Origin of the sequence: Pedobacter agri (assembly GCF_032678665.1) — a bacterium.
Lineage (GTDB): Bacteria > Bacteroidota > Bacteroidia > Sphingobacteriales > Sphingobacteriaceae > Pedobacter > Pedobacter agri_A.
In genome coordinates this window covers 49,933-75,632 of record NZ_JAVTSH010000002.1, presented here as the reverse complement: position 1 = coordinate 75,632, position 25,700 = coordinate 49,933, and the positions used below count along the sequence as shown (strand labels likewise).

The window sequence follows — 25,700 nt, the reverse complement described above, 5'->3', positions numbered from 1 at the left end:
AAAACAACTAAACAACTAAAAACCTAATTCAACTTGTAATTTACAACATTCAATCCTACCAATTGTTCTAGGAACTTATTGTTGGGATTAATTTTCAAATTTTTGGAAGGTAAATCCAACATGATCTGTTTCTCGCTATCAAAAACAGCAAAGTTAAGTTGGCAGTTTTGCTGCTCGGAGTTTGCCTTATTGTCTGCTAATATGGCTTCGATCTCTCGCATCAACTCTTCATTTACCCTTTCAATGGGCACCTGTATGGTTAAACTTTTTGCCAGTTTATCCCGCAATTCAGACATCAGGTTAATTGCTGTAATTTTAAATTCCCAATCGCCGGCTTTACCGAAACGTTCTCCAACCCTGCCTCTAATCTGTAAGAAGTAACCTTCAGTTAAAAACGACTTAAACTTTAAAAAGTCTTCACCAAACAACGCCATTTCACAGGCATCATCATAATCTTCAAAAACAAATGTGCCGAATGGTTTACCCGTTTTAGTAATCCTTTGCGATGCCGCAACAACTAAACCACCCACGCAAAGTTCACGGTTTTGAAGCTTGGCAAATTCAGCTAAAACTTCCTCATTGGTATCGCCCATTCTAACTTTATTGATGATACTCAGCTGCCGTACGCCATGTGTACAAAACTTATCAAGCTCCAGTTTATAGTTATCCAATGGGTGCCCGGACAGGAAAATTCCGATGGCATCTTTTTCATATTTCAGTCGATCCATCAAAGCCCATTCAGGAGAAACCGGTAAAGTTGGTTCCAAAATTAAATCAGCTTTTGAACCGCCAAACAATGAAGCCTGTGAAGTACTTTCATTATTCTGAAAATCGTTGGCAAACTTGATTATTTTTTCGATTCCGTTCATTTTATCATGTGGACCGATGTAAAAAAACTGTGCCCTGTGGCCACCAAAGGCATCAAATGCGCCGCTGTAAACAAAACTCTCGTAAGCTTTTTTATTTACGATACGGGTATTTGATCGCTTAGCAAAATCATAAACCGAGGCATATGGTCCATTTAACAATCTTTCTTCGATAATGCTTTCTACCGCTTTCTCGCCTACCCCTTTAACCGCCGACATGCCGAAGCGCACTTCTCCCCTCACGTTTACCGAAAATTTTAGATCAGATTCGTTTACATCGGGGCCCAATACCGTAACGCCCATCTGGCGACATTCCTCCATAAAGAACGCTACCTGTTTAATATCGCTCATGTTATTGGAAAGTACCGCAGCCATATACTCAGCCGGATAATGCGCCTTTAAATAAGCCGTTTGATAAGCAATCCAGGCGTAACAGGTAGAGTGTGATTTGTTGAACGCATAGGATGCAAAGGCTTCCCAATCTTTCCAGATTTTCTCTAAAGTTGCGGCATCGTGGCCTTTCTCAGCCGCTTGCTTCACAAATTTAGGCTTCATTTTATCCAGAACATCTTTCTGTTTTTTACCCATCGCCTTCCGCAAAACGTCGGCCTCACCTTTGGTAAAACCAGCTAACTTTTGCGATAAAAGCATTACCTGCTCCTGATAAACCGTAATCCCGTAGGTTTCCTTAAGATATTCTTCGCAGGCATCTAAATCATATTGAATCTCTTCTTCACCGTTTTTTCTGCGTACGAAACTCGGAATATATTCCATTGGTCCTGGACGATACAAAGCATTCATGGCAATTAAATCGTCGAAAACCGTAGGCTTTAATTCCTTCATGTATTTCTGCATACCCGGGCTCTCATACTGAAAAATACCAATGGTTTCCCCACGTTGGAAAAGCTCATAAGTCATCACATCATCAATTGGAAAAGTATCCGGATCGAGGTTGATGTGATGCCTTTTCTTCACCAATTTAACAGTGTCTTTGATCAAGGTAAGGGTTTTCAAGCCCAGGAAGTCCATTTTCAGTAATCCGGCACTCTCCACTACCGAGTTATCAAATTGGGTAACATACAAATCAGAATCCTTTGCCGTAGCAACCGGAACAAAATTCGTAATATCACTTGGCGTAATAATTACACCACAGGCGTGAATACCTGTATTTCTTAACGATCCTTCTAAAACCTGCGCCTGTTGAATGGTTTCGGCACTCAGATCTTTTAAACTACCTAAATTTTTAAGTTCGACAACTCGCTCATATTCATCCGGACGCAAAGCATCTTTCAACGCTTTTTCATCAAGATTGAAGATTTTAGCAAGCTTCATGTTCGGAATCAGCTTTGCGATTTTATCGGCCTCAAATAATGGCAAATCTAAAACCCTTGCCGTATCACGGATGGATGACTTCGCTGCCATGGTTCCATAAGTGATGATCTGTGCTACCTGGCTGGAACCATATTTATTGATTACATATTCCATTACGCGGCCACGGCCCTCATCATCGAAATCGATATCAATATCGGGCATGGAAACACGATCGGGATTTAAGAAACGCTCAAAAAGGAGGTCGTACTTAATTGGATCAATATTGGTAATCCAAAGGCAATACGCAACCACTGAACCCGCAGCTGAACCTCGACCAGGACCAACAGATACATCTCTGCGACGGGCTTCGGCAATAAAATCCTGAACAATCAGAAAGTAACCCGGATAACCGGTTTTTTCAATGGTGGCTAACTCGAAGTCTAAACGCTCGATAACCGGTGGCGTCAATTCGCCGTATCTGATTTTGGCACCTTCATATGTTAAGTGCCTCAAAAATTTATTCTCTCCACGTTTACCGCCGTCGGCTTCATCTTCAGCAACCAGAAATTGTTCTGGAATATCGAACTTTGGTAAAAGTACTTCACGGGCGAGTTTGTAGGTTTCAATTTTATCTACAATCTCCTGTATATTTAAAATCGCCTCAGGCAAATCGGCGAAAAGTGCCTTCATTTCATCACCCGATTTGAAATAATATTCTTGATTAGGTAAACCATAGCGGTAACCGCGTCCACGTCCGATTGGGGTGGCCTGTTTTTCGCCATCTTTTACACAAAGCAAAATATCATGCGCATTTGCGTCTTTTTTGTTGATGTAATAGGTATTATTAGTGGCAACTAACTTTACATCGTGCTTTTTGGCCAAAGAAATTAAAGATGTATTTACCCGATCTTCATCTTCCTGGTTGTGGCGCATCACTTCCACATAAAAATCATCACCAAACTTTTCTTTCCACCAAACCAAAGCTTCCTCAGCCTGGTTTTCACCCATGTTTAAAAGCTTGTTCGAAATCTCTCCGGAGAGGTTTCCTGATAGAACGATAATATCGTCTTTGTACTGCTCAATTACATTTCTGTCAATGCGGGGAACGTAATAAAATCCTTTTGTATAGGCAATAGAAGACATTTTGGCTAAGTTGTGATAGCCATTTTTATTCTTCGCCAATAATACCATCTGGTAACCATTGTCTTTCGCTGTTCTGTTCAGGTGATCATCACAAACAAAGAATTCTACCCCCACAATCGGCGTCATCACCACCTCAGTTGGCCGCTGCCCAGCTTCAATGGCTTCTGCGTTTTTCGCTTCTGCGGCTTTGTTATGATTGAGCACTGCATTTACAAAGTGGAATGCGCCCATCATATTGGCATGATCGGTCATGGCCACTGCCGGCATTTTTTGTGCTGCAGCCGCTTTTACCAAAGCAGGAATGCTGATTGTACTTTGTAAAACAGAAAACTGGGTGTGGTTGTGTAAATGCACAAAAGTTGCCGCAGCAAGTTCTTGCTTGTTTTCTGCAAGTTCTTGTTTTGAAACACCACCGCCCTCTGTTTTTTGCAGCCGTTTGCGAATTTCATCAGAGGCAGCCTTTAGGTTGATGTGTTTTAAACCAACACCTTCAATTAAAGCTGGATTTATCTCTCTGAAACGAGGAAAATATTCTGCATCAACAAGAAGTTCTTCTTTTTTAAAGACTTCGCGTTTTACCAATTCCAAAAAACAACGTGTAGTAGCTTCCACATCGGCAGTAGCATTGTGCGCTTCATTGAAAGGAACACCAAATAAATACGAGTGTAATTCTGTTAAAGTTGGCAGTTTAAATTTACCACCCCTACCGCCTGGCAATTGCAAAAGCTGTGCAGTCACTTCGGTACAGGTATCGAGCACCGGCAGTTCAGCCAGGCGATTTGCAACACCAAACCTATGAAATTCGCAACCCATGATGTTCACATCAAAGCCAACATTCTGGCCAACGATGAACTTTGCTTTAGCTAAAACCTCATTAAATTTAGCCAGCATTTCGTCGAACGAAATTCCTTGCGCTGAAGCCAAATCGGTCGAAATCCCGTGAATCCTTTCTGCATCGTAAGGAATGTTAAATCCTTCTGGCCTAACCAGATAATCCTGATGTTCAACCATCCTTCCCATCTCATCGTGCAATTGCCATGCAATTTGAATACAACGTGGCCAATTATCGGTATCGGTAATTGGTGCATTGTAATTACGTGGCAAACCCGTAGTTTCAGTATCAAAAATTAAGTACATATTGTATTTTAAAAGAATTAGCCGTTGCAGAAGAATAACGGTTCCTCAAAAATAAGGAATTTGCAAGTTGATGTTGTCAGTATTTTATCAACAAAAGAATAAAGCCTTGATGGTTTTTGTTGTTGGTGATTTTAACCTTTGAGAGTTTGAGATTTATTGAGGTTGGTCGAGATTTGTAATCTCGATCATATGTACTGTTCATTTAAAATCCACAAGTCAAAAGTCGGGATTGCAAATCCCGACCAACATGATGACAGCACAAACTTAAGCTGGTCGAGATTTGTAATCTCGTCCATACGGACTGTTGATTTTAAATCCACAAATCAAAAGTCGGGGTTGCAAATCCCGACCAACATGATGACAAATTCCGATTACAATGGATTAACTTCAATCCAATTTCCTTATCTTTATTAAAAATTTAAGATGAAAGTTTTATTAGATATCAAGGACAGCAAAGCAGATTTTGTAATGGAATTATTAAATAATCTATCATTTGTGAAAGCAGAAGCGATTAGTGTAAAAAAAGCTCAATTTTTTAAAGAACTGAAATTATCTGTTGAGGAAGTAGAAATGGCAAAACAAGGAAAATTAAAGTTAAAAACGGTAGAAGACCTGATTAATGAGCTATAATATAGAACTCACTCATTTCTTTGAGAAGCAGCTTAAACGTTTGGTTAAGAAGTTTCCATCCTTGAAAACGGAGTTCATACAATTGATAGAATCACTTAAAAAAAGTCCAGAACAAGGTAAGGCTATAGGTAAGAATTGCTATAAAATTAGAATTTCGATTGCATCGAAAGGCAAAGGAAAATCGGGCGGAGCAAGAATAATCACGCACCTACAAATAATTGAAAATCGAATTTTTCTATTATCCATTTATGATAAGTCCGAACAATCAGATATGAATGATCAAGAATTAGAAGCGTGGCTAAAATCGCTGAGTTAAATTCTTAAGCTGGTCGAGATTTATAATCTCGGCCATACGTATTGTGGACTTAAAATCCACAAGTCAAAAGCTAGAATTGCAAATCCCAACTAACATGATTACAGCACAAACTTAAGCTGGTCGAGATTTGTAATCTCGTCCATACGTACTGTGGATTTTAAATCCACAATTCGAAAATGAGATTGCCACAGCTGATGAAAAATCGGCTTCGCAATGACGAGCGCTAAGGTTGGTCGAGATTTATAATCTCCTCCATACGTACTGTGGATTTAAAATCCACAAATCAAAACTCGGGATTGCAAATCCCGACTAACATGATGACAGCACAAACTTAAGCTCGTCGAGATTTGTAATCTCGTCCATACATACTGTGGATTTTAAATCCACAAATCAAAACTCGGGATTGCAAATCCCGACTAACATGATGACAGCACAAACTTAAGCTCGTCGAGATTTGTAATCTCGTCCATACATACTGTGGATTTAAAATCCACAATCAAAAGTCGGGATTGCAAATCCCGACTAACATGACAGCACAATATTAAAAATGCTCCTGGCTCACCAGTTCACTCACATCATACCCTTTTTCCCGGCATCTCTCAATAATATCTACCAGTAATGCGGCTTCCATTTTTGGTTCTCTGGCCATAATAAATAAATACTTTTCATCTGGATGACCAACAACCACATAGCTGTAATCGGCTGCGATCTCAATAATCCAATAACCGATTTTAAAGGGCCATAAAAACTGCGCTTTCATATCGCCATCAGGCTTTTCCTCATCAAAAAACAATTTCGATGTGATTGTCTTTTCTTCCGGATTACCCTCTTTATGATAGGTAGTGAGCACGTCGAAATGATCATCATCCTTTAATGTATAGGTTTCAGTGGTTTGTTTCCAATTTTTATCCATCAAAGTTGGGATAGAATATAAAGAATACCATTTGCCTTCAAAAGCTTTATAATCGATGTGGGTAAGGGGCTTATTTTCCATTGCTTATCATTTTAATTAATAACCAATTTCAGGCTGATAAGGTTTTTTTTTAGAAAATCTATTCCCTAAAAGAATAAACATTCCTCCACACCCGCCTGTAAAATCTTCAACTCGCGACTGCGTTGATTGAATGAGCAGCTGCGATACTTAAACTCGCGACTGCGCTGATTGAATGAGCCGCTGCGTTGCTTGAACTCGCGACTGCGTTGATTGAATGAGCACCTGCGATGCTTGAACTCGCGACTGCGTTGATTGAATGAGCAGCTGCGATGCTTAAACTTGCGACTGCGCTGAGTGAATGAGCAGCTGCGATGCTTAAACTTGCGACTGCGCTGATTGAATGAGCAGCTGCGATGCTTGAACTCGCGACTGCATGGCTACCATTATAAAGTTTTGAAAAGGATTTTTTAACCCTATATTTATTTCTACCTTCGATTAATATTTAAATGAGCAAACCATTAAATAAAAGTATATGAAAGTAACGGTTGTAGGTGCTGGCGCTGTTGGCGCTACCTGTGCAGATAATATTGCCCGAAAAGAATTAGCAAACGAACTTGTTTTGTTAGATATCAAAGAAGGTTTTGCCGAAGGTAAAGCGATTGACATGATGCAAACGGCTACCCTTTTGGGCTTTGATACAAAAATTACTGGTGTAACCGGCGATTATAGCAAAACGGCTGGTTCTGATGTGGTGGTGATTACTTCAGGCTTGCCACGCAAACCTGGAATGACCCGCGAAGAATTGATTGGCATTAATGCTGGAATTGTTAAAGGTGTTGCTGAAAATATATTAAAATTTTCTCCAGAGGCAATCATTATCGTGATTAGTAATCCAATGGATACCATGACTTACCTGGCGTTAAAATCTTTAGGACTTCCTAAAAACCGCATTATCGGTATGGGCGGAACTTTAGATAGCAGCCGTTTCAAATTCTACTTATCTCAGGCTTTAGGTTGTAACCCAGGCGATTTGCAGGGTTTTGTAATAGGTGGCCATGGCGATACGACAATGATTCCATTAACCCGCCTGGCAACTTATCAAAGCTTGCCGGTAAGCAACTTGTTAGATCAGGCTACCTTAGATAAAGTTGCAGCTGACACAATGGTTGGTGGCGCAACACTAACAGGTTTACTTGGAACTTCGGCTTGGTACGCACCTGGAGCAGCCGGCGCAGCTTTAGTTGAAGCCATTCTTCGCGATGAGAAAAAACTGTTTACCTGCTGCGTATCATTAGAAGGTGAATACGGCCAGGAAGATATTTGCTTAGGGGTACCCGTAATTATTGGTAGATCGGGCTGGGAAAAAATCATCGATTTTAAGCTAAATGATACAGAACAGGCTGCATTTAACAAAAGTGCCGATGCAGTTAGAAGTATGAACAGTGTTTTGGCCGACATGAAACTGGTATAAATGAGATCAATTTCAATCCCATTAAAATTACTGAACTTACAGGATGACGGCTTCCACCTTTTGGTGGAAGTTGTTGTTTTTAAAGAAAAACATTTCGCTGTTTTAGATACGGGCGCATCGAGAAGTGTATTTGACAAATTATTAATCGAAAGGCATTTTGCAGAGACACTCCATGTATCAGAAGAAATTAATGCCGCTACCCTGTTTACCACCACTACTACCATACAAGCCACCATTCCTGAAGTTAAAATTGGGCCGCTGAAGTTAAAAAACTATGAAACCGTTGCTTTTGATCTTCAATCCGTTACAGAGACATACCAACGATTCGGTCACCCACCAATTATAGGAATTATCGGTGGCGATATTTTAATGCAGTATAAAGCGGTAATTAACTATGAAAAGCTAATCCTGCGGCTCTATAAATAAACGTGGCATTTTAATCATAACAATCATTTTTACAGATCTTTGTAGCAGATATTTCATCTCATGAAAAACGACATTATTGATAGAAATGACCTGATCCTTCTGGTTGATACTTTCTACACGAAAGTGCAGCTCAACTCCAAAATCGGGCCGATCTTTACTGATGTTGCAAAGGTAGATTGGTCGCACCATTTGCCGAAAATGTATGATTTTTGGGAAAGTGTTTTGTTTGGTACAGCAACCTACAAAGGCAACCCGATGTTAACCCACTTTGCGGTAAATGATAAAATAGCTTTAAAGGCTGAAGAATTTAACACCTGGAAAAGCATCTTCATGGAAACTGTCGACGAGCTTTTTGCCGGCGAAAATGCAGAAACCATTAAACAAAAAGCGCAATCAATTGCCGATTTAATGGATTTCAAAATAAACGCTCCAAAACCCAATATCAACATTGTTTAATGTTTTTTTGATTTATCTGGTTTCTTTTTAATTTTAATTAACCAAACAAATCAAATATGAAAGCTTTAAGAATTATTATCGGAGTCATTGTCGTATTGGCAATCATCTTCGTTGTCGGAAGTTTCTTCCTTCCAAAAACTTATTCTGTTTCAAGGTCTACAGTAATCAACGCACCTGATAGTGTAATCTACAGAAACATTGCCGATTTTAACAGATTTTACACCTGGAATCCATGGTCGAAAATGGAGCCCTCTGCCAAAACTACATTTTCAGGCACTCCTGTAACACCGGGGCATCAATACAACTGGGTGGGTAAAGAAACCGGCTCAGGTTATATGAAAATAGAATCGCTCGATCCTAATAAAAAGGTAGATATAGAATTAAAATTCATTGAACCTTTCGAAAGTGTAGCGGATACCAAATTTGAAATTAGCCCGGAAGGCAGCAACCAAAAAGTAACCTGGACCATGAGCGGCGACAATAACATGATCAGCAAATGGATGTGCGTATTTATGGGCGGTATGGACGGCATGATTGGAAAAGATTTTGAAAGCGGACTAGCGAGCCTGAAAGAAAAATCAGAAAAAGAAAAGTAGTCAATTTTAGCCTCATTATTAAGGCTGTATCATAAATCAAAATGTTATCCTGAGCCTGTTTACTGACTTGCAGAAATCGCTTTAAAAGGCGTTTTTAAAAGGTTCAATTAACAAAGTTCAGGCGTAAACTAATTTATGATACAGCCTCTTTATTTTCATTTGAACTTTTAATAAATAAACATTTATGTCGTTATTGCGTTAAAAAGCTTTAATTTCAAAAATCTATCATCATTAGATTTTGTTATATCCTTATTTTTAGATTATTTGCCCGGCATGAATTTATTACTAATAGAAGATGAGCCAAATGTAGTTTCTGTTATTTCGAGAGGCTTAACTGAAGAAGGTTTTACGGTAAGTGTAGCGCCCGACGGCCTCATTGGCAAACAGCTTGCTTTAGAAAATGAGTTTGATTTAATTATACTGGATATTATGCTTCCCGGGATAAATGGCCTGGAACTGTGCAAAATCATCAAGGCCGAAAAACCAAATGTGCCCATCATTATGCTTACGGCTTTAGGCACAACAGAAAATGTAGTAAATGGCTTAGATAATGGTGCCGATGATTATTTGATTAAGCCATTTAAATTTGCAGAACTTTTTGCCCGCATCAGAATGTTATTGAGGCGGTATACAGGATCCGCAAACCTCGATCAGGTAATTAACGTGGCTGACTTGCAGATAAATTTAAGTGCCAAGAGCGTAAAACGGAACAATACCGAGGTGGTGCTTACCGCTACTGAATACCGTTTGCTGGAGTACATGGCTAAAAATAAATCGAAAATCCTCTCCCGGATTGATATTTTAGAGAGTGTTTGGGATATTGATTTTAACCTTGGCACCAACGTAGTTGATGTTTATGTAAATTATCTCCGCAAAAAAATTGATAAAAACTCAGATCAGAAACTGATACACACCGCTGTAGGCTTGGGTTATGTTTTAAAAGGATAACAGATGGATATTGCCAAAAAAATCACACTTCTGTTTGCAATACTTTCTGCAGTAATTATTTCATTATTAAGTGGTTTTGTTTGGTATTTTTCTAATGAGTTTGCCTTTGAAGATTTTTATAAACGATTAGAGGCAAGGGTAAACATCGCCGCCCAGATAAAGCTCTACGAAGACGATAACAACAGTGTGGTTGCCCAAATGCGCAACCAATACCTGGAACGTTTGCCTTCTGAACGAGAATTTATTCTTGATGCCAATCAAACAGAGAATAAAGTTGACCGTGAGCTTCCAAAAAGTTTTTACGACAGGATAAATTCTGGTTCTACAGCCAGGTATCGCGTTGAAAATCATTTTTACGCAGGTAAGTTCTTTAAAAACGGGACAAAAGAATATATCGTAATTGTTTCTGCCAATGATCCCGTTGGTTTCCGGGAGTTAAAGGATCTTCAAAAAATATTGATCATTGGCTTTTTCCTCTCTGTTTTTCTATCTTTTGTTGTCGGCTGGCGATTCTCCAATTACATGCTGATGCCGCTGCGAAACGTGATAAAAAGCGTAAAAAAAATAAAGGCAGAAAACCTCCACATGCGTTTAGATGTAAAAAAAGGTACCGATGAAATGTCGCAACTGGCACAAACCTTTAACAACATGTTAAACCGACTGGAAACGGCATTTGAAACACAAAACAACTTTATCAGCAATGCTTCGCATGAATTAAGAACACCACTAACCATTATTAGCGGCGAGGTAGAACTGGCTTTAAAAAATGGCGATGCACAAAAGCAACATCTGGCCTTAGCCAAAATTAAAGATGAGGCCGAACGATTGGAACATATATTAACGAGTTTATTGGGATTGGCTCAGTCGGGCTTTAATGGCAAAAACCAACCCTGGGAACTGGTTAGAATGGATGAGTTACTTTGGGAAATCAAGGCCTCAGTAAATCAGGTTCATCCAGAAAGTAAAATTGAAATCGATTTCTCCAAACTTCCTGATGATGATGAATTGTTGAGTTTGAAGATCAATAAAAACCTCATTAAACTTGCCCTAACAAACATTGTGAGTAACGCATGCAAGTATTCGAATGATAAGTTAGTAAACATCGCCATTGAATCGAGCGCTAATTCACTGTCAATTGCGGTAACCGATCAGGGTATTGGCATTCCTCAAACGGATATTCAGCACATTTTTGAACCATTTTACCGGGCATCGAATACAAACTCATTTAAAGGTTATGGAATCGGCTTACCCCTTTCGCTAAACATTATCAGGTTACATCGGGGAAGCATTGCCATCAAATCGCAGGAAGGGATTGGAACAGAAATCAAAGTGCTACTGCCATTAACCAGCATCTATTAATTTTATTAAACGATTCTTCACCATTTAAATGAAAATTTATATTTTCGCCCATCTAAATAGGTAAAAACCCATTTTTTACAACCTGAAACGCTAAAGTTTCTAAATTCTAATCTCGCTCTAATCTCTTTCTTAATTCGCTGTAATCTCATTGCGCTAAACTTGTATAAATATTTATTCATTTAACAAGATAAGCCATGAAAACAGTATTAGTACCAACAGATTTTAATTTAGCGAGTACCAAAATTATCGATGGTTTAACGCAGCATCAACCCAACGAAACTTTCAATATCATATTTGTCCATGCTTTCAAACTATCAGATTCGATTACGGATATGTTAATGTTGAGCCGCAGAAGCAAAGATTACGAAAACATTAGTGATGAGTTTTATCAAACGCTGAATAATTATAAAACGAAATATGCCAATCAGATTGATAACATTGGTATAGAGTATTTTTATGGAAGCACAGTTGCAGCATTCAAAAATTTTATCGAAGCTTTTGATGTAGATGCCATCGCCTACCCGAAAGACTACAGCTTTAAAGCGATCAATAAATACAGTATCGATCCAAAAGTATTAACAGCCCGTTGTGGTTGCGAAGTATTGGAATTAAACATCATGACGCTTCATAACCAGGAAAACCTGATTGAAACTAAAATTCAGGAGCATGAATTAAAAGCTGCAAACGCTTAGTTACTCACGAAATAAATTTAATAATATGCTGTTACGAAATAATATTCCGCTTACTTATATATTCGGAAAGATCAAAAAAGAGCTGCTTTTTGTAATTGCTTATTCAATAGGAATTGTAGTTCTTTATCAGAACTTTCACGTTACCAGAATTTCAATCCCAATTACGGTACCAGCATTGCTGGGAACAATTATCTCATTATTGCTGGCTTTCAGATCGAACCAGGCTTATGATAGATGGTGGGAAGCACGTATTCTGTGGGGTGCCATCGTAAACGATTCGAGATCTGTTTCACGTCAGATTTTATCGTTTGTAGAAAATCCTTACGGCTTGCATGAGGTTGAAGCTTTTAAAGAGCGCTTTATCAAACGACAAATTGCCTGGACTTACGCATTGAGTCAATCATTACGAGGTTTTAATCCCAGAAAAGGGCTGGAAGAATTTTTAGTTGCTGATGAGATAGCATTCCTCAAAAAACGTAAAAATGTAACCACATCGATTTTGGAATTGCATGCTATGGATTTGAAAAAAGCTTTAAATGAAGGATGGATTAACAAATATCAGCAAATTGAAATTGATAAAACACTCACTGCATTATGTAACCACATGGGTGGCTGCGAGCGCATTAAGAATACGGTTTTCCCAGTAACATACAGCAAATACATCAACATGTCAATCCATTTGTTTATTGTGCTTTTGCCATTTGGGTTGATTGAGTATTTCGGTTACATGGAAGTTCCGTTAGTGGTTGCTATTGCTGCATTCTTCCTTTTGGTAGAAAAAATGGCGGTCCACCTGCAAGATCCTTTTGAAAATAAACCTACAGATACGCCAACTACAACCATTTGTAGAACCATTGAACGTGATCTTTGCCAAATGATAGATGATAATAAAATCCTCGAAGACAAACCGCAAACGGAATTGGCTCAGGTAGGCTCATATTACATCTTATAAAAATCTTAATTCTTAGTTCTGTTCCAGTTTTGGAATGGTTAGTTAAAAACAATAGGTCTTCTCCCTGGATGGGGAGAAGCTTATTTATTTAAACCTGATCGCTTTTAGCGGAGAAACTTTGCTAATTAACAGCGAAGGAATAATCAATACAATTAAACAAACCACTACAGTTAATACATTCAGCCCCAGTACATCGATAAAATGAATTTCAATGGGCGCATAAGCTAAAAAGTACGACGATTGATTGAGTTTAAAAATGTGCGTTGCCTGCTGGAAAAAGCCCAGGCCTAAACCAAGAATATTGCCCAGCAACAAACCGATACCAATTAAGTAGGCCGCATTGTAGAGGAATATCTTCATGATACTCCAATTGCTTGCACCGAACGATTTTAGCATTCCAATCATATTGGTTTTTTCCAGAATCATAATCAGCAGTGCGGTAACCATGTTAATTACGCCAACAATAAGCATTAATATCAGTAACACGTTCGTATTTACATCAAGTAAACTCATCCAGTTAAAAATGTTCGGAAAGTTTTCTACAATGGAAAATGAACGCAGATTTTGAGGCAAACTTTCAAAAATCGCTGATGATACCCTATTTAGATCTTTAAAGTTTTTTATACGGATTTCAACGCCACCGATTTGATTGGCGTTCCAATTATTTAAGCGCTTAATGATATTCAGGTTTCCAAGCACAAAACTTTTGTCGATATCTTCTACCCCAATATCATAAATCCCTACAATTTTGAATTTCCGTGGCCGTAACTGGTTTTGCACAAAATACATGATGAAATCATCACCGGTTTTCAGTTTCAAACGGTTTGCGGTATAATTTGAAACCAATAGTTCCTGCATGGCCGCCGTACTATCAGCAAAATCAATAATGGTTCCGCTAATGATGTGTTGTTTGATGTAATCCCAATTGTAGCTTTTATCAACCCCTTTAAAATTAATTCCTTCTATTTCTTCATTAGCCGATAATATAGCGGGTTTGGTAGCGAAAGGATAAAAGTATTCTACATCTGGATTTTCTTTAAGTTTCTTCGCGGTTTCGCTATCCAATACAAAAGGCGAATGTTCGAAAGAATTATTCAGATCGTAGCGGGTAATCTGAACATCACCTAAATACCCGCGAACTTTATCCTGGATCTCCGTTTTAAAGCCTTTAATAATGGCGATAGACAGGATCATTACCGCCAGACTCAGCATCACACCAACAATGGCAATACGAACGATAAGCTTTGAAAAAGTACGCTCTGATTTTATGGCAATACGCCCGGCTATGAAATATTCGAAATTCAACTTGATTATTTTGTAACAGCAAAAATGCTTAAATCCTTTTTAAAAATGGTATATATTTGGAATATAATGGTCATGAAAAAAGAATCCTGTTTAAATACAATAATCAAATAAATTGGTAAATTGTTTTAAGCTTGACTGACTAACGATAACCGATTTAAAATTCCTATACAATGAAAAAATACATCAGCTTCGCTTTAACATCGCTCATTGCCTTTTTAGCCTGTGGCCAGGGCCCGAAAATTACTGAGGAAGATGGAGGAAAAAATTCCCTAATTAAGGAAACTCCTTTAAAAGAAAAAAACGATCCTGCAGCTACAACGATTAAAACCGGAGCAGAACAAACAGAGAAATATCTTCCGTTGTTAAAGGGCAAACGCGTTGGAATGGTTGTAAACCCGACATCGGTTATTGGCAATCAAACCTCTGTTGATAGCTTGTTAAAACGTGGCGTGAAAATTCAGAAAATATTTGGTCCGGAGCATGGTTTTAGAGGCGATGCCAGTGCGGGCGTTAAAATTGATGATGCTATTGACACCAAAACTGGCATTAAAGCGGTTTCGCTTTATGGTAAACACAGTACACCAACTGCTGAAGACCTTGCAGATATCGATATCATGATTTTCGACATCCAGGATGTAGGTGTTCGTTTTTACACTTACATCAATACTTTGCAGCATGTTATGGAAGCTTGTGCTGTTAATAAAAAAGAACTTCTGATTCTTGACCGTCCGAACCCTAACGGTTATTTGATTGATGGCCCGATTCTCGATCCTCAATTCAAATCTGGCATAGGCATTCAGCCAATTCCTATCGCACATGGCTTAACGGTTGGCGAATATGCCCAAATGCTAAACGGCGAAGGTTGGTTGAAGGATAAAGTGAAATGCAAAATAACCGTAATTAAAAATGCAAATTACAATCACGATATGGAGTATGTTTTACCTGTTAAACCATCTCCAAACCTGAATACAGCACAATCAATTCTTTTGTACCCATCAACTTGTTTGTTTGAAGGTACCTATCTAAACCATGGCCGCGGTACCATGTTTCCTTTTACAATTGTAGGTGCACCCTACCTGAAAGGAAAATTCGATTTCAGTTTTACGCCTAAAAGCATAAAAGGAATGTCAGAGACGCCGCTGTTTCAAGACCAGCTTTGTTATGGTTTAGATTTAAGAAACTACGATACAAAAAAACTTCGTGAATCAAAACAAGTGAACATTTCCTGGTTAATTGAATTATACAATGCATCGCCGAAAAAAGAAGATTTCTTTAACAGCAAATTAAGCAAGGAAATGGGAACCATTGAGCGATTGGTTGGTGTTGGCGATTTCAGGCAACAAGTTATTGCCGGAAAAAGCGAGAAAGAAATTAGGGCGAGTTGGGAACCAGGTTTAAGTGCGTATAAAAAGATGCGCCTGAAGTATCTGCTTTATAAATAATGACTGTGTGAGTGAGTCAATGACAGGAAGGTTCAAACAATCCTATAAAAAACTTTGTTATTACCATCAGGAATGGCCTTTTGTCATTCTGTAGCAAATTCAATCATTCACATCATGAGCGGACCAAAAAAAACGAATGACAATCCAGGCAGCAATTATGAGGAAGAAGTTCCGAAAGGAAGAGCGCCTGAAGATCATAAAACAGTTAGGAAGCCAAATGACAGCATACCTAACAAGCCACCAAAAACTGAAAACCCGGCTAAACAACGGGAAAATGAGGAACAGCCTGTTGATCCTATAAAAAAAGCACCTAAAGAATAAAGTTTGAAATAGATCTGATTGCGTTGATGAAGGCGTAATCAGATCTTCAACGCAAAATAAAAGGTAGAACCCTTGCCCTCTTCACTCTCCACCCAAATTCTTCCGCCTTCATTTTTTACAATTTCTGAAGATATATACAATCCTAAACCTAAACCAGGATACGTGTGCTGAAAATTGCCGCCCACACGATAAAACTGATCAAAGACCAGATGTTGAAGTTCGGTAGAAATACCAATGCCGTAATCGCGAACACTTAAAATTACTTCCCCATCGCTTGCATAACTGGTTACATCAATGCTGTTTGCATCAGTTGAATATTTAATCGCATTTGAAAGGAAATTGGTGATGACTTGCCCAGTTCTTTCTTTGTCTACAAAAACAGTAGAATGGCTATTTAAACTGATGTTAATCAAATGCTGCGAAGTAGTGTGCTGCATTTCATCAACCATCTCCTGAACCAATGAATCAAAATCAAAATGTACAGGATTGAATGTCATTTTACCAGCCTGTATCTTTGTTACATCCAAAAGATCGCCAATTAACCCGGTTAAACGGTTTAATTGTACATCCATTTTATGCACCATATTGGCTTTTTTCTCATCGCCTTCAGTCCGGATCATCCGTTCTAAAACCTGTGCATAAGCTTTTATGCTGGTAACTGGTGTTTTTAATTCATGGCTGGCAATGCCTAAAAACTCATCTTTTTGTTTTTGCAGCTGAACCTGTTTGGTTACATCAATAGCTGCATGTAAAATGGCATACACTTTACCTTCAGCATCTTTTAACGGTTTGTAGGTAAAGTTGAACCAAAATTTTTGCAGGGTACCGTTCACCAAGAGTTCTGCAGCTTGCTGATCGGCATGGTACGCTATTCCAGTGCGAAACACATCTTTCAAAATCCCAATAAAGGGCTGTCCTTCCAATTCCGGAATGGCAACTTCCATGGTTTTACCAATTACACTTGCGTCTTTATCCCAAAGTTTAAGCATTTCATTATTGGCAATTTTAATTACAATGTTTTCGGTTTCGTAAAGCGCCGTAGGCATTGGGTTATCGAGCACCAAATTGCGGAACCGCTCTTCGCTTTCCATAAATGCGTTACGCGATTTTACCTGAGCGGTAATATCATTGGCAACCACCATCACTCCTGTTACATTATTGTTTTTATCGCGAACAGGATCATATACGAAATTAAAATAGTAATCGGTTAGTATGCCATTGTGCTCTAACTTTGCAAGGGTTTCATATCCATAATGCGGTATCCCGGTTTGATAAACCTGCATCAGCAATTCTGGAAAAGGCTGGTTATGGATTTCTGGTAAGCCCTCCAATAGTTTAAGGCCCAGTACACTTTTATCTTTGCGCCAGATGTGAAGTAAGTCATCATTTGCATCTTCGATCACAAAATCTGGACCACGCAGAATACCAATGGCAACCGGCGCATCGTAAATCATCTGCCTGAAAAGCTCTTCGCTTTCTTTGCCTTTAATTTTGGCATCTACAAGTTCGGTTACGTCTGTCGCGTTATTTAACACGGCCCATACCTTGCCATTTCCATCCTTTAGTGGCTTGTAGACAAGATCGAAATAAAATGTTTGTGCTACGCCATCTTTTATTATTTCTGCTTTATCCTCTTTCGCCTCATAGGGTATCCCAGTTTGAAAAACTTCTTGTAAAATTCTTAGAAAGGGCTGGCCATCCAGCTCAGGCAATGCCTCTATTAATGTCATTCCAATCACAGAAGCATCCCTTCCCCAAGCTCTAAGTATGGCTTTATTAGCCACTTCAATTCTGAAATCCTCGCCCACATATAGGCCAATAGGCATCTCCGATTCTTCAATAAGTATATTAAATAAAGAAACTTTATCTTGTAAATCTATTTGCATAAAACTGAACAAATATAATTTGTTTTACTTACTTCCATTGGCTTTTAGAAATGATAACAGCACTTTCTCATCATGTTCGAGGCCAAGCTTTCCGATGGCCTTATGGTTATTCATTTTTTTTAGATATTTCTCCAATTCGTTATTTTCATAAGCGGTAATTAAAATTGGATAAACGTAAGAGCTTTTGCAAACCGCCCGGGTGTTCCCAAGTTTTTTTGCCACACAATCCAACACACTCACCACGGTTTTTTTTGTGTTGAGTTCCCAATCCTTATCCGCAGCACATTTAGAAAACTGGCGTAATGCTTCCAACGTGCCTCCCCAGGTACGAAAATCTTTAGCCGTAAAATCGCTACCGGTTATTTCTTTGATATAGTTATTTATTTTTCCTGAGTCAATTCCTTTATGTTCTTCACTATTTGTGTAAAACTGGAACAAATCTTGACCAGGAATATCACGGCATTTCTTTACCAATTTGGCCAGCGAACGGTCATTAAGCTCTACATTCTGCTTTACACCCTTTTTGCCGATAAAATTGATGTTGATTTTACTGCCGCTGATTTTAACATGTTTATCTTTCAAAGTGGTTAAACCAAAAGAACCATAAAGCTGGGCATAACTTTCGTTACCAACGCGGATTAGTGTTTTCTGAAGTACATCAACAGAAATGGCTAACACTTTACGTTCATCCAGTTCTTTTCTTTTTAAATCTTTTGCTAGTTTTTTTCTGGCCTCAGGTAAAGCCTTCCCAAATTCAAACAAACGGAAATATTTATCCTCAGAACGTCGACTCGTCCATTTTGGGTGGTATTTGTATTGTTTTCTTCCGGCAGCATCAATGCCGGTAACCTGCAGGTAGGCATTTGGTTTATTGGCAATCCAAACCTGTTGCCAGGCTGGTGGAATCACCAGCGATTTTATGCGGTCTAAATGCTTTTCTTCACTTATTTTATGACCATCTTTATCCTCATAATGGAATTTACCAGGCTTTCCTTTTCGATAAATCCCGGGCATTGAATCGGTTACATAAACCAATCCGTTTGCTTTAACAACATCTTTGCCTTGTACCATTTTAACCTATAAGGATGATTTATTTTTAGTTATTTTGTAAAAACTTAATGCGCACATTCTCGTTAATTTAAAACACAACACCTTTCGTATGAAAATAGTTTTTATGGGTACGCCCGATTTTGCCGTTGCTTCTTTAGATGCTTTGGTGCAAGCCAACTTTAATGTTGTTGCAGTAATTACTGCTCCAGATAAACCGGCAGGTCGTGGTCAAAAAATGAATGAAAGTGCTGTAAAAAAGTACGCTGTAGAAAAGAACATCCCGGTGTTACAGCCAGAAAAACTAAAAAATCCGGAATTTTTGGAACAGCTTAAATCTTATCAGGCCGATTTACAAGTAGTTGTAGCATTTAGGATGTTACCAGAAGTGGTTTGGAATATGCCGCCGAAAGGTACAATTAATCTTCATGGATCGCTGTTGCCACAATATCGCGGGGCAGCGCCGATTAATCATGCCATCATTAACGGAGAGAAAGAAAGCGGCGTTACAACATTTTTCCTGACGCATGAAATTGATACGGGTGCCATTATTCAAAGTGCATCAACCCCTATCTCAGATGAAGAAACCGCCGGAGACCTTCACGACAAGCTGATGCACATCGGCGCCGGTTTATTGGTGCAAACTGTTACGGCAATTGAAAAAGGAGATTATACCGAACAGCCACAACCGCAAAATGATGTTTTAAAACACGCTCCAAAGATTTTTAAAGATGACTGCAAAATCAATTGGAACAACTCATCACAGCAGATCTATAACCTGATCCGCGGATTAAGTCCCTATCCAACAGCATTTACCTTATTGAATGATAAAACCCTCAAAATTTTTAAAGCCGAACTAGAAGATAAGGAACCTGCAATAGTAGCCGGTGGTTTTCTAACCGATGGAAAAACTTATTTGAAATTTGCCACAAAAGATGGCTTTATTAAACTTTTAGATATTCAATACGAAGGAAAAAAACGCATGCTTATCGAAGATTTTCTTCGTGGAATGAGGCTGTAAATTGGTTTAGGCTAATTTACATTTTCACCAGCGAAAACTAGAGCGCATTTAGCTTATCAATCAGAAACTTCGAAACCTCATTAAAGTATCTTTTTCTACCGTAACCCATTACCCATTGAATGCCTTGTGTGGCATTGGTGATGAAAACCTCTTCAGCTTCTTTTAAAATTTCAGGGTTAATTTGCGCTTCAACCAGTGCCAGATCATTCATTTTACAAAGCTGCATCACTGCACTTCGCATCACTCCGCCCACACAGCCTTCTGTTAAAGCCGGTGTATAAATCTGATCGTTATATACAACAAAAACGTTGGCACTGATACTCTCACACAAAAAACCATTTTGATTTAAAATCATCGCCTCATCTAAACGATTCTGACTTTTAAAAATCCCGGCCATTACATAAGGTAAAGCGTTTGATGTTTTATAATTCGATAACTTGTTAATCGGCTTGGCTATTTCATCGTAAACATCAATAATTAAACCTTTACTATTTAGCTCATACTGATTGCTTGTGAGTGGCATCCCCTCCAAAACGTAACCAGCTTTATTAATTTCAGGCGTGTAAACTCCGGCACCCTCACGGTAAACCGATAAACGAAAACGAACATTACCATTCCATTTGTTTTTCTTCACTAAATCAGCAGTCTTTTGGCGCAAAAAATAATCATCCATCAAAGCATGACCATCCATTTTAAGCGCTTTCATTCCGCCAACCAAACGATCGGCATGAAAATCTGCAAACTGAAGTTTATGATCAATCATGCGCATGCTTTCAAAAAGCCCATCACCAAACTTAAAACTTCTGTTCGAAGCCGTTAAAATCGGAGCATCAACCGCATGAAATTCATCATTAAATAAAAGATACTTTTGAGACATATATTAAGATGCGGCGATGTAATTTTCCCATTTGTTTAATGCAGCTTTAAAATCAGCCGGAAGTGGCGACTCAAAATGCATGTATTCTTTTGTTGTGGGATGAATAAAACCCAAACTTTGTGCGTGTAATGCCTGCCTTGGCAGTAACTCAAAGCAATTATCTATAAACTGTTTATATTTATTAAACGTAGTTCCTTTTAGAATCTTATCGCCACCATACATCGCATCGCTAAATAAGGGATGTCCAATATGTTGCATGTGGGCCCTAATTTGATGTGTACGGCCCGTTTCGAGTTCGCAACTAATTAAGGTTACATAACCTAAACGTTTTAAAACTTTGTAATGCGTTACTGACCATTTACCCTTTTCTTCATCATCATAAATATCCATCACCCGGCGATCTTTTACGCTTCGGCCAATAAAACCCGTTACCGTCCCATCATTTTCAATATCGCCCCAAACCAGTGCAATATATTTTCTGGTAATGCTGTGATCAAAAAACTGACGGGCCAAATGGGTTATTGATTTTTCATTTTTACTGATCAATAAAAGTCCGGAAGTATCTTTATCAATTCGGTGAACCAACCCAGGCCGGCCATCATTTCCAGGTAATTGCGGCAACTGTTCAAAATGGAAAGCCAAAGCATTTACCAAAGTGCCGGTGTAATTATTAAAACCCGGATGAACCACCATGCCCGCAACCTTATTTACCACCAGCAAATCACTGTCTTCGTAAATAATATCCAATGGAATATCTTCAGGATAAACTTCTGTATCACGTGGCGGATGCGGAAGAACAATGGAAATTTCATCGAATGGTTTAACCTTATAACTGGCCTTTATTTGCTTTTGATTAACCAAAACATTGCCGGCATCAATGGCATTCTGAATTCGGTTACGCGAAGCATTCTCTACACGAACCATTAAAAATTTATCAATACGCAATAAGGATTGCCCCTTATCTACCACAATTTTTAAATGTTCGTATAACTCCTGTTCTTCTGATTCTGGTAACTCGACCACATTTTCCATGGTGCAAAAATAAACTTTTAAGACCAAGATTTTTCGAATGACTTAAGTTTTAGCAAAAAGTATCCAACAAAAAAATCAACCTGTATTGTTTAATCTTGATAAATGATTTAAAGTGTTTTTTTTTATCACGCTCAAGAAACAGGCTATTAACACATTAACTTATTGTTAAGAAATTATTTTCCTTATAACTTAAAACAATATTGGCTTATTTTTTGTTAACACCTAGATCTAATCGATAACAATTATGAAAAATTTTACTCAAAACGTTAAGATTGTACTTAATTTTTTTCCTTATCTAATGAGGAAAATCTATTTCAAGTAGAAAAAATCTAAAGAAAACGCCCAAAAGACACTTGCATTGTGCAGGTGTTTTTTATTTTTACATGTGTTTCAAGAAATATACAGTCCTGTACAGAAAATAGAAATAGATCTGTTTGATAATTTTTTTGTTAAGCGTGATGATCTGATTGACCCTTATGTTTCTGGAAATAAGTGGAGGAAGCTAAAACACATTTTAGCAAAGGCTTCAAATGAAAATAAAAAACACCTGATCACTTTCGGTGGAGCCTATTCAAACCATCTGGTAGCAACCGCTGCTGCTGCTGCAAGGTTTGGTTTTAAATCAACAGCATTTGTTAGAGGAGAGGAAGTGCAAAATGAGATGCTGCTGCTTTGTTCTCTTTTTGGAATGAAGTTAATTTTTGTAGACAGGCAAAGCTACAAAAACAAAACATTGCTCTTTCAAAATTATTTTGGAGGTGACTCAAATGCGTATTTTATTGATGAAGGTGGCGCATCTGAAGAAGCGGTAAAAGGCTGTATGGAAATCATAGCAGAATTAACCGAAACTTACGATCATATTTTCATTGCAGCAGGAACAGGAACTACTGCCGCAGGTGTATTGAAGGCTATACAAGACAAACATTTACATACCAAACTTCATGTAATTCCTGTTTTAAAAGGTGGCGAGTTTATTAAAGATGAGATTTCTAAATATACATCCATCTCTGATCACCTCATCTTACATACCAGATTTCACTTTGGTGGTTATGCTAAAACCACTCCAGAATTGATGCATTTTATTAAAACGTTTACGGAGAAAACGGGCATGCTTATAGATCCTGTTTATACGGCAAAAATGTTCTATGCCATTGTCGATCTTCATCAAAAAAACGTAATTACTGGGAAGGATAAAATATTAGCCATCCATACGGGTGGCTTATTGGGTATTTTTGGAATGAAAGACAAATTTTAACCTTAAGTTCACGCAAAAATTCCACAGTCAAATTAATTTTTGAGTCGATTGAATCAAAAAAGTTTTCCACACTCGTGAAGTCTAAAATCAATTTTCGTCTATAATCATACTTTAAACTGTTTAAACCTATTTTTTTAGCATTCGGTACAAAAAGTGCTTAAATTTTGATTTTAGGCACATTTCATTAAATTTGAATTATACCAAATCCAAGTTTATGTACCAATTAACAGTACCTGCCGATCGCGTTAACGAAACTTTGAGCAAGCATATTTTAGCCGATGGTTTCGACCTAACCTATGATATGGAAAAAAGTCATGGGGCTTATATTTACGATTCGAAATACAACAGAACACTGCTCGATTTTTTTACCTGTTTCGCATCCGTTCCTTTAGGATATAATCACCCTAAAATGGTGAATGATGAAAACTTCAAGAAAAATTTGTTGCTTGCGGCAATGGCAAATCCATCAAATTCTGATGTTTACACCCAACAATATGCGCAGTTTATAGAAACATTTTCAAAAGTTGGCATTCCTGATTACTTACCTCATGCTTTTTTTATTGCCGGAGGTGCACTCGCAGTTGAAAATGCCATTAAAGTAGCCATGGATTGGAAAGTGCAAAAGAACTTCGCCAAGGGATATACCACAGAAAAAGGCTTTAAAGTATTGCATTTTGAAAGAGCCTTCCACGGAAGATCAGGTTACACTTTAAGCTTAACCAACACCTTGCCCGATAAAACAAAATGGTTCGCCAAATTCGATTGGCCAAGAGTTTCGGTTCCTGAGGTAAAATTTCCACTCTCTGGAGATCATTTGCAACACGCCATTCAAACCGAAGAAGCATCAATTGCTCAGATCAAAAAAGCCTTTGCCGAAAATAAAGATGATATCTGTGCCATTATTGTGGAACCTATCCAATCAGAAGGTGGCGACAATCACTTAAGAGAAGAATTTTTGATCCAGTTAAAATCAATTGCTGATGAAAACGAGGCGTTTTTGATTTATGATGAAGTACAAACCGGCGTAGGTTTAACAGGCAAGTTTTGGTGCCATCAGCATTTTAGCGAAAAAGCCAGACCCGATATTGTTGCATTTGGTAAAAAAATGCAGGTATGCGGAATTTTAGTCGGCAATAAGGTTAATGAAATAGATACCAATGTTTTTAAGGTGCCAAGCCGCATCAACTCCACCTGGGGTGGAAATCTGGTAGATATGGTTCGCTCTACGCAAATTTTGCAAATTGTTGAGGAGGATAAGTTGTGCGAAAATGCAGAAAAAATTGGCTCCTATCTTCAATCGCAACTGTTAGACTTCGCAAATAAGTTCGACAAAATGACGAATGTAAGAGGACGTGGCTTGTTATGCTCATTCGATTTCCCGAGCAAGGAAATGCGCAATGCTTTCATCAGCAAAGGCATGGAAAACAATGTGATGTTTTTAGGTTGTGGGGAGAAAACCATCCGCTTCCGTCCGGCACTTTGTATAGAGCAAACACATATTGACGAAGGTTTGACGGTGATGGAAAAAATATTGCCTTTATTGTAGGCATGAGCAGAAAATCCCTAATCTATTTCATATCAGCCTTCGTTTTAATTCTGATATTTTTTATAGCAAAAGATACCTTTAACCAGCCTGGCACAAAAGATATGAAAGCTGGTTTTACGGAAATTGCAAAATATCGAAATGCCAATAATACCGGTCCGGTACAACGCATTTATGTGGTAACCGTTAAAGATTCTGTTTGGAAAGAGATGGAAGATTACGGCAACTTAATGCCGCATACTAAATACGGGAATACCAAAGTTTACTTCTTCATGCAAAATGCAGATGTGCCCAAAACACTGCAACCTGGAGAGGTAAACTTTGATCCCCAATTTAATCCATCATGCATTGCATTATATGAAAAAAGTGCGATGAGCCAGGCTGCATTTAACAAGCATCCGTTTTAGAATCTTTTTTTGGAAACGAATGGCTCGGCACATTTGGCTCCATCAGCCCCGCTTTCCCTTCAAGCACAATGAAAAATTGTGGCTTTTCATTCAATCGGGTTTATTAACAAAGTTTGGGTATCAAAATATTAAGTGCCTAATAATTTAAGCAACACCGTCCTTTAAAGGAAATGAGTGAAAATGCGATTTCATCGCATTCAAATGCGAATGATAATTCATTTCTCTACAATCGTAAACTCATTCATTTCCCAATAAAAAACTATTGAACAAATAAACTACGCAAGAAATGAACCATTGAACTAATGAACCAATGAGCTAATGAACTAA

General features: G+C 38.3%; 23 protein-coding genes. 16 read left to right on the top strand and 7 right to left on the bottom strand.

Features of this window, described 5'->3' with window-relative positions:
• Nucleotides 1-23 precede the first annotated feature (23 nt).
• A complete protein-coding gene (dnaE, locus tag R2Q70_RS03750; RefSeq protein ID WP_316806320.1) occupies nucleotides 24-4,457 on the bottom strand; it encodes a DNA polymerase III subunit alpha in 4,434 nt (1,477 codons plus the stop codon).
• Nucleotides 4,458-4,880: 423 nt separating this feature from the next.
• Here dnaE and R2Q70_RS03745 point away from each other — a divergent pair, with 423 nt between their 5' ends.
• Both R2Q70_RS03745 and R2Q70_RS03740 read left to right on the top strand, forming a co-directional pair.
• Nucleotides 4,881-5,087 carry a hypothetical protein gene (locus R2Q70_RS03745; RefSeq protein WP_316806319.1) on the top strand — a complete coding sequence of 69 codons (207 nt, stop codon included), beginning with the start codon at nucleotides 4,881-4,883 and terminating at the stop codon, nucleotides 5,085-5,087.
• A complete protein-coding gene (locus R2Q70_RS03740; RefSeq protein WP_316806318.1) occupies nucleotides 5,077-5,403 on the top strand; it encodes a type II toxin-antitoxin system RelE/ParE family toxin in 327 nt (108 codons plus the stop codon). The genes R2Q70_RS03745 and R2Q70_RS03740 overlap by 11 nt, the downstream gene beginning before the upstream one ends.
• Nucleotides 5,404-5,944: 541 nt before the next feature.
• Here R2Q70_RS03740 and R2Q70_RS03735 read toward each other — a convergent pair.
• Nucleotides 5,945-6,397: a lipocalin family protein gene (locus tag R2Q70_RS03735; protein WP_316806317.1), complete on the bottom strand. Its 453-nt coding sequence runs from the start codon at nucleotides 6,395-6,397 to the stop codon at nucleotides 5,945-5,947.
• Between the two features lie 472 nt (nucleotides 6,398-6,869).
• Here R2Q70_RS03735 and mdh point away from each other — a divergent pair, with 472 nt between their 5' ends.
• From mdh to R2Q70_RS03695, 8 genes are all read left to right on the top strand, one after another.
• The gene (mdh, locus tag R2Q70_RS03730) at nucleotides 6,870-7,808 is read left to right on the top strand and encodes a malate dehydrogenase (protein WP_316806316.1); all 939 of its coding nucleotides are present in this window, start codon (nucleotides 6,870-6,872) and stop codon (nucleotides 7,806-7,808) included.
• Nucleotides 7,809-8,234 carry a retropepsin-like aspartic protease gene (locus R2Q70_RS03725; RefSeq protein WP_316806315.1) on the top strand — a complete coding sequence of 142 codons (426 nt, stop codon included), beginning with the start codon at nucleotides 7,809-7,811 and terminating at the stop codon, nucleotides 8,232-8,234. It abuts the gene before it with no gap.
• Nucleotides 8,235-8,294: 60 nt separating this feature from the next.
• Complete coding sequence (locus R2Q70_RS03720) at nucleotides 8,295-8,690, top strand: group III truncated hemoglobin (RefSeq protein ID WP_316806314.1); 396 nt, start codon at nucleotides 8,295-8,297, stop codon at nucleotides 8,688-8,690.
• Between the two features lie 56 nt (nucleotides 8,691-8,746).
• Nucleotides 8,747-9,286, top strand: coding sequence for an SRPBCC family protein (locus tag R2Q70_RS03715; RefSeq protein WP_316806313.1), 540 nt, complete (start codon nucleotides 8,747-8,749; stop codon nucleotides 9,284-9,286).
• A 273-nt stretch (nucleotides 9,287-9,559) separates the two neighbouring features.
• The gene (locus tag R2Q70_RS03710) at nucleotides 9,560-10,234 is read left to right on the top strand and encodes a response regulator transcription factor (RefSeq protein WP_316806312.1); all 675 of its coding nucleotides are present in this window, start codon (nucleotides 9,560-9,562) and stop codon (nucleotides 10,232-10,234) included.
• A 3-nt stretch (nucleotides 10,235-10,237) separates the two neighbouring features.
• On the top strand, nucleotides 10,238-11,593 hold the full coding sequence (locus tag R2Q70_RS03705) for a HAMP domain-containing sensor histidine kinase (RefSeq protein ID WP_316806311.1): 1,356 nt from the start codon (nucleotides 10,238-10,240) through the stop codon (nucleotides 11,591-11,593).
• A 194-nt stretch (nucleotides 11,594-11,787) separates the two neighbouring features.
• Nucleotides 11,788-12,285, top strand: a complete 498-nt coding sequence (locus tag R2Q70_RS03700) for a hypothetical protein (RefSeq protein WP_316806310.1) — start codon at nucleotides 11,788-11,790, stop codon at nucleotides 12,283-12,285.
• 25 nt (nucleotides 12,286-12,310) lie between these two features.
• The gene (locus R2Q70_RS03695; protein WP_316806309.1) at nucleotides 12,311-13,237 is read left to right on the top strand and encodes a bestrophin family protein; all 927 of its coding nucleotides are present in this window, start codon (nucleotides 12,311-12,313) and stop codon (nucleotides 13,235-13,237) included.
• A gap of 84 nt (nucleotides 13,238-13,321) precedes the next feature.
• Here R2Q70_RS03695 and R2Q70_RS03690 read toward each other — a convergent pair whose 3' ends face one another.
• Nucleotides 13,322-14,542, bottom strand: coding sequence for an ABC transporter permease (locus tag R2Q70_RS03690; RefSeq protein ID WP_316806308.1), 1,221 nt, complete (start codon nucleotides 14,540-14,542; stop codon nucleotides 13,322-13,324).
• Between the two features lie 170 nt (nucleotides 14,543-14,712).
• On the opposite strand from R2Q70_RS03690, the gene R2Q70_RS03685 reads away from it, so the two are divergent.
• Both R2Q70_RS03685 and R2Q70_RS03680 read left to right on the top strand, forming a co-directional pair.
• On the top strand, nucleotides 14,713-15,984 hold the full coding sequence (locus R2Q70_RS03685) for a DUF1343 domain-containing protein (RefSeq protein ID WP_316806307.1): 1,272 nt from the start codon (nucleotides 14,713-14,715) through the stop codon (nucleotides 15,982-15,984).
• Nucleotides 15,985-16,098: 114 nt separating this feature from the next.
• The gene (locus tag R2Q70_RS03680; protein ID WP_316806306.1) at nucleotides 16,099-16,305 is read left to right on the top strand and encodes a hypothetical protein; all 207 of its coding nucleotides are present in this window, start codon (nucleotides 16,099-16,101) and stop codon (nucleotides 16,303-16,305) included.
• 38 nt (nucleotides 16,306-16,343) lie between these two features.
• On the opposite strand, the gene R2Q70_RS03675 is transcribed toward R2Q70_RS03680, so the two are convergent.
• Together R2Q70_RS03675 and R2Q70_RS03670 are read right to left on the bottom strand one after the other, a co-directional pair.
• Nucleotides 16,344-18,191: an ATP-binding protein gene (locus R2Q70_RS03675; RefSeq protein ID WP_316806305.1), complete on the bottom strand. Its 1,848-nt coding sequence runs from the start codon at nucleotides 18,189-18,191 to the stop codon at nucleotides 16,344-16,346.
• Between the two features lie 24 nt (nucleotides 18,192-18,215).
• Nucleotides 18,216-19,262 (bottom strand): DNA topoisomerase IB, encoded by a 1,047-nt coding sequence (locus R2Q70_RS03670; RefSeq protein WP_316806304.1) that lies wholly within the window; start codon nucleotides 19,260-19,262, stop codon nucleotides 18,216-18,218.
• Between the two features lie 88 nt (nucleotides 19,263-19,350).
• On the opposite strand from R2Q70_RS03670, the gene fmt reads away from it, so the two are divergent.
• Complete coding sequence (gene fmt / locus R2Q70_RS03665) at nucleotides 19,351-20,259, top strand: methionyl-tRNA formyltransferase (RefSeq protein WP_316806303.1); 909 nt, start codon at nucleotides 19,351-19,353, stop codon at nucleotides 20,257-20,259.
• A gap of 37 nt (nucleotides 20,260-20,296) precedes the next feature.
• Here the strand turns inward: fmt and R2Q70_RS03660 are convergent, their stop codons facing one another.
• Together R2Q70_RS03660 and R2Q70_RS03655 are read right to left on the bottom strand one after the other, a co-directional pair.
• A complete protein-coding gene (locus R2Q70_RS03660) occupies nucleotides 20,297-21,136 on the bottom strand; it encodes an aminotransferase class IV (RefSeq protein ID WP_316806302.1) in 840 nt (279 codons plus the stop codon).
• Nucleotides 21,137-21,139: 3 nt separating this feature from the next.
• Nucleotides 21,140-22,168, bottom strand: coding sequence for an RluA family pseudouridine synthase (locus R2Q70_RS03655; protein ID WP_316806301.1), 1,029 nt, complete (start codon nucleotides 22,166-22,168; stop codon nucleotides 21,140-21,142).
• A 385-nt stretch (nucleotides 22,169-22,553) separates the two neighbouring features.
• Between R2Q70_RS03655 and R2Q70_RS03650 the strand changes: the two genes are divergently transcribed.
• The 3 genes from R2Q70_RS03650 to R2Q70_RS03640 all read left to right on the top strand — a co-directional run bounded on the left by R2Q70_RS03650 (nucleotide 22,554) and on the right by R2Q70_RS03640 (nucleotide 25,373).
• Nucleotides 22,554-23,423: a 1-aminocyclopropane-1-carboxylate deaminase/D-cysteine desulfhydrase gene (locus R2Q70_RS03650; RefSeq protein WP_316806300.1), complete on the top strand. Its 870-nt coding sequence runs from the start codon at nucleotides 22,554-22,556 to the stop codon at nucleotides 23,421-23,423.
• Nucleotides 23,424-23,637: 214 nt separating this feature from the next.
• Complete coding sequence (lat, locus tag R2Q70_RS03645) at nucleotides 23,638-24,969, top strand: L-lysine 6-transaminase (protein WP_316806299.1); 1,332 nt, start codon at nucleotides 23,638-23,640, stop codon at nucleotides 24,967-24,969.
• 2 nt (nucleotides 24,970-24,971) lie between these two features.
• Nucleotides 24,972-25,373: a hypothetical protein gene (locus R2Q70_RS03640; RefSeq protein WP_316806298.1), complete on the top strand. Its 402-nt coding sequence runs from the start codon at nucleotides 24,972-24,974 to the stop codon at nucleotides 25,371-25,373.
• The last annotated feature ends 327 nt before the right edge of the window (nucleotides 25,374-25,700 follow it).